Raw genomic sequence first — 4499 nt, forward strand, 5'->3', positions numbered from 1 at the left:
CATGGCGTCAGAAGGCTGGCATTGCGCGATTACGCTCTGGGCCCCGGCTTTCGCCGGGGTGCACATCCCTATCGGAAGCTCCCGGTCGTAACCGGTCGTTCATCACAGCATCGCCACCAGCCGCTCGACCTCCTGCCCCGCCATCCGCGCGGCGCGGACCAGGTTCGCCTGAAAGTCCCCGCCGCTCGCGTCGTTCGCGTCGTCGGTCACCGCCTTGATCGCCGCCCACGGCCTGCCCAGCCGCACCGCGGCCTGCGCGACCGCGCCGACCTCCATGTCGACGAGCGTCGCGCCGAGCGATTGCAGGTCGGCGGCGGCGTCGGGGCAGGCGACGAAGCTGTCGCCGCTCGCGATGCGCGCGTGCGGCAGGCCCAGTCCCGGATCGGGCATGGCGGCAAAATGCGCCTCGCCCGCCTCGCCCATCGGCCAGTCGCCCGCGCGGTAGCGGCGGAAAAGCCCCGGCTCGTTCGCACCATAATCATGCTGCAGCGCCTCGGCGAGCCAATAGGCCCCGGGCGCCGCGCCGAGCGAGCCGCAGGTGCCCGTCATCAACAACCTGTCGGCGTCACGGCCGAGCACCCCCGCGGCGAGCGCCGCGTTGACCTTGCCGAGCCCGCAGGTCGCGATAGCGAGCGCATGGCCATGGACGTCGAGGCGGCGGACGGCGAAAGCGCCGCCCGCGCGCACCCCCGCGCCGGGAAACAGGGCATCGGCCTCTTCGGGCAGCGCGGCGAGAATCAGGATGTCGGCCATCGTGCCGGTCTATCGTATCGCGCGGCCTTGCCAAGCGGGCGCGGCACCGCCATCGCTCGCTTCCATGCTCGCCCGCATCTTTCCCGACCGTTTCGTTCCCGTCCTTCTCGCGACGATCCTGCTCGCCAGCCTGCTGCCCGTGCGCGGCGCCGCCGTGCCGGTGGCGCAGGGCGCATCGACCGCGGCGATCGTCTTTCTGTTCTTCCTGAACGGCGTCCGCCTGCCGCGCGACGAAGTGCTGCACGGCATCCGCAACTGGAAATTGCAGGGCGGCGCCTTCCTCTTCTGTTTTGGCGCGATGGCGTTGCTGGGCCTCGGCGCGCAGCTCGCGGCCGCGCCCCGGCTTCCCGCGACGCTCGCGCTCGGTTTCCTCTTTCTCGGCATCCTGCCCTCGACCGTCCAGTCGGCGACCGCGGCGAGCAGCCTCGCCGGCGGCAATGTCGCGGCGAGCGTCGTCGCCGCGGCATTGCTCAACCTCGGCGGCGTGATCGCCTCGCCGCTGCTGTTTGCGGCGCTCGCGGGCAGCGCGGGGGCGATCCATGGCGAGGCGGCGCTGCGGATCGTAGCGATATTGCTGTTGCCCTTTGTCGTCGGCCAGTTCGCGCAACGCTGGTTCCGTCCGTGGGTCCTTGCGCATCGCGGGCTCGCTACCTTCATGGACCGCACCGCGATCGCGATCGCGGTTTATGTCGCCTTTTCCGCCGCGGTCGTCGCCGGAATCTGGCAGCTTCTCGACGGACGCGAGATCGGCGTCGTGTTTGCGCTGGTTGCCGGCCTGCTCGCGCTGTCGTTTGGCGGCGCATGGCTGTTCGGCCGCCTGCTCGGGCTCGCGCGCGCCGACCGGATCACCCTGCTTTTCGCGGGCGCTCAAAAGAGCATCGCGGTCGGCGCGCCGCTTGCTGCAACGCTGTTTCCGCCCGCGATTGCCGGCATGGTGCTGGTCCCGATCCTCGTCTATCATATGGCGCAGCTGATCCTGTCGGCATGGATCGCACCCGTGCTGAATCGCGCCGGACAGGTGTAGTGCTTGAATAACACAGGGCTGCATGCCATATAGGCAGGCGGCACGGGTTTGAAGAATTGGGGCTGGAAGGAAGACGAATGAGCGAAGTGACCGCAACGGCGACCGCGACCGACGAGCTGAAGCTGACCCCGCCCGACCCAGTACCCACGGTATCGCCCGAAAAGGCGGCCGGCCTCGTCCCGCTGTCGGGCGAGCAGAAATCGAAGCTCGAGGAACGCGTCGACGGCTTTGTCGACGACCTTGTCGCGCAGGACGTCAATTCGCCCGCTTTCGGGCAAAAGGTCGACCAGATCACCAACATGGGCCGCAAGGAAATGCTCGAGGCGGCGAACCAGTCGAACCGCTTCCTCGACCGGCCGATCAAGGCGATGGACCGCGACAGCGACATCGGCATGAACCTGATCGAGCTGCGCAACACCGTCGAGCGGCTCGACCCGTCGGCGAACGGCAAGCTGCTGTCGAAGCGCGGCATCCTCGACAAATTGTTCGGGAGCAGCGTCACCAATTATTTCGCGCAATATCGCTCGGCGCAGTCGCATATCTCGGGCGTGCTCACCGCCTTGTCGAACGGCAAGGACGAGCTGCTGATGGACAATGCCGCCATCGACGTCGAACGGCGCAAGCTGTGGGAGGCGATGGGCAAGCTCGAGCAGATGATCCACATCGCACAAACGCTCGACGAAAAGCTCGAAGCCAAGGCGCACGAACTCGACATCAGCGATCCCGCGAAGGCCAAGGTCATCCGCGAAAATGCGCTTTTCTATGCCCGCCAGCGGACGCAGGACCTGCTGACGCAGATGGCGGTGACGGTGCAGGGCTATCTCGCGCTCGACCTCGTCAAAAAGAATAATATCGAGCTGGTGAAGGGCGTCGACCGCGCCTCGACCACCACCGTCGGCGCGCTCAAGACCGCGATCACCGTCGCGCAGGCGATGACGAACCAGAAGCTCGTGCTCGAACAGATCACCGCGCTCAACACGACGACCGCGAACATCATCGACGGCACGTCGAAGATGCTGAAGGACAATACCGCGCGCATCCACGAACAGGCGGCGTCGAGCACGATCCCGATGGAAACATTGAGCCGCGCCTTCCAGAATATCTACGACACGATGGATGCGATCGACACGTTCAAGCTGAAAGCGCTCGACAGCATGAAGACGACGGTCACCTCGCTCGAGGGCGAAGTCGCGAAGTCGAAGGGCTATATCGCGCGCGCCGAGGGTGCGAGCCAGGCGCAGGCGAGCGTCAGCGGAGCCGACAGCCCGCTCGCGTCGCTCGAAAGCTAAGGCGCGCCATGACGATGAGCGAAGTCGACAAGGTCCGGCTTTCGGCAGCGTCGGCGATCGAGCGGTCGCGCGAACGCCGCCGCCCGATCGGGACGAAGAGCATCGCGCTGCGCCGCCAGCATCTCTACAAGAAGCTCGGCCGCGTGCTGATCGCCGGCGGGATCGTGCTGATCGGCGCTGCCGTCTTCGGCGCGCTGATCCAGCCGCTCGGCTTCACCGGGCTGCTCGCGCTGTTCATCCTGCTGGTCGGGGTCGCGGTGCTGTTCGGCCGCTCGCCCTTTCCCGAACCGCGCCAGGCCGACCTGCCCAAGGCTGATCTGAAGCAGCTCGCGGGCCGCACCGAAATCTGGCTCGAGGCGCAACGCCCGGCGCTTCCCGCACCGGCGCGCCAGCTCGTCGACGGCATCGGGGTCCAGCTCGACCTGCTCGCGCCGCAGCTCCAGACGCTCGATGCGTCGAGCCCCGCGGCGGCGAATATCCGCAAGCTCGTCGGCGAGGATCTGCCCGAACTGGTCGCCGGCTATCAACGCATTCCGGCGGGCCTCCGCACCGAAGCCCATGCCGGCCGCACCCCCGACGAGACGCTCGTCGGCGGATTGAAGATGCTCGAAAGCGAGATCGGCCATGCGGCGCGCAGCCTTGCCGCGGGCGAGCTCGACAAGCTCGCGACGCGCGAACGTTATCTCCAGCTCAAATATCAGGGACTTGAGGGCGAGGATACGCCCGCCTAGGCCTGTCGCCAGCGCTGCGTCCCGAACCAGAGGAGCAGGACGAGCAGCAGCGGCGGTGCGAGTCCCCGGTGCCCCGCCCCGGCGAGCGGCGCGAGCATGGGCGCCGATGACAGGAGCAACAGCGCCGCCAGCAGCGCGCCGATGGCCAGCGCCTCGAACGCGAAGCTTCGCCAGAAACGGCGGCGGGCTCGCGCATAGGCCGTCCGCGCATCGATCGCACGCTCGACGGCGGTCACGAAGCCGCGATCGCCCGGTCGCTCGGGCGGCGCCAGCAGCGCGGCAAGCATCGCGTCCGTCGTCCGATCCTCCGGCGCCGTCATCCGTCCGCTCCTTCGCCGCTCATCTTCTGCGCCTTCGCGCGCCCGCGCAAGACCAGCGATTTGAGCGTGCCCAATGGCACCCCCATGATCGCGGCCGCCTCGCCGTGCGACCAGCCATGGCCGAAACAGAGCGTGAGCGCGGCGCGCTCCTGCGGGGACAGCGCGGCAAGCAAGCGGCCGGCGTCGAGCGCGGCTTCGCTTGCGGGGCGCGGATCGCTCGATGTCGCAACCTCTTCGTTTCCGGCCAGCCTTTCGCGCCGCCGCGCAGTACGCCGCTGGTCGAGGAACAGCCGCCAGCCAATCCCCATGACCCACGCCGCATAGCTCCCCTGCCCCCGATATTCGTCCGCGCGCTGCCACGCGCGGACGAAGGCTTCCTGCG

At 68.1% G+C, this 4499-nt stretch carries 6 protein-coding genes; 3 read left to right on the top strand and 3 right to left on the bottom strand.

The genetic code is table 11. The features are described from left to right. Positions 1-102: 102 nt before the first annotated feature. The gene (locus tag VGD20_RS04420) at positions 103-753 is read right to left on the bottom strand and encodes a 5'-methylthioadenosine/S-adenosylhomocysteine nucleosidase (protein ID WP_331133287.1); all 651 of its coding nucleotides are present in this window, start codon (positions 751-753) and stop codon (positions 103-105) included. Positions 754-817: 64 nt separating this feature from the next. Between VGD20_RS04420 and VGD20_RS04425 the strand changes: the two genes are divergently transcribed. The 3 genes from VGD20_RS04425 (at position 818) to VGD20_RS04435 (ending at position 3797) form a co-directional block, all read left to right on the top strand. Continuing rightward, positions 818-1777: a bile acid:sodium symporter family protein gene (locus tag VGD20_RS04425; RefSeq protein WP_331133288.1), complete on the top strand. Its 960-nt coding sequence runs from the start codon at positions 818-820 to the stop codon at positions 1775-1777. 77 nt (positions 1778-1854) lie between these two features. Further along, complete coding sequence (locus VGD20_RS04430) at positions 1855-3066, top strand: toxic anion resistance protein (protein ID WP_331133289.1); 1212 nt, start codon at positions 1855-1857, stop codon at positions 3064-3066. A gap of 8 nt (positions 3067-3074) precedes the next feature. Further along, a complete protein-coding gene (locus VGD20_RS04435; protein WP_331133290.1) occupies positions 3075-3797 on the top strand; it encodes a hypothetical protein in 723 nt (240 codons plus the stop codon). On the opposite strand, the gene VGD20_RS04440 is transcribed toward VGD20_RS04435, so the two are convergent. Together VGD20_RS04440 and VGD20_RS04445 are read right to left on the bottom strand one after the other, a co-directional pair. Further along, entirely contained in the window at positions 3794-4117 is a 324-nt protein-coding gene (locus VGD20_RS04440; protein ID WP_331133291.1) for a hypothetical protein, read from the bottom strand. The genes VGD20_RS04435 and VGD20_RS04440 overlap by 4 nt on opposite strands. Further along, positions 4114-4499: RNA polymerase sigma factor (locus VGD20_RS04445; RefSeq protein WP_331133292.1), on the bottom strand; the 386-nt coding region annotated here is incomplete at its 5' end. The genes VGD20_RS04445 and VGD20_RS04440, both read right to left, overlap by 4 nt.

It is taken from the genome of Sphingopyxis sp. (genome assembly GCF_036402335.1).
GTDB lineage: Bacteria > Pseudomonadota > Alphaproteobacteria > Sphingomonadales > Sphingomonadaceae > Sphingopyxis.

Coding starts and splice junctions, on each gene's coding strand:
- VGD20_RS04440 (WP_331133291.1), bottom strand. CDS start 4,117: ATGACGGCGCCGGAGGATCGGACGACGGACGCGATGCTTGCCGCGCTG.
- VGD20_RS04425 (WP_331133288.1), top strand. CDS start 818: ATGCTCGCCCGCATCTTTCCCGACCGTTTCGTTCCCGTCCTTCTCGCG.
- VGD20_RS04435 (WP_331133290.1), top strand. CDS start 3,075: ATGACGATGAGCGAAGTCGACAAGGTCCGGCTTTCGGCAGCGTCGGCG.
- VGD20_RS04420 (WP_331133287.1), bottom strand. CDS start 753: ATGGCCGACATCCTGATTCTCGCCGCGCTGCCCGAAGAGGCCGATGCC.
- VGD20_RS04430 (WP_331133289.1), top strand. CDS start 1,855: ATGAGCGAAGTGACCGCAACGGCGACCGCGACCGACGAGCTGAAGCTG.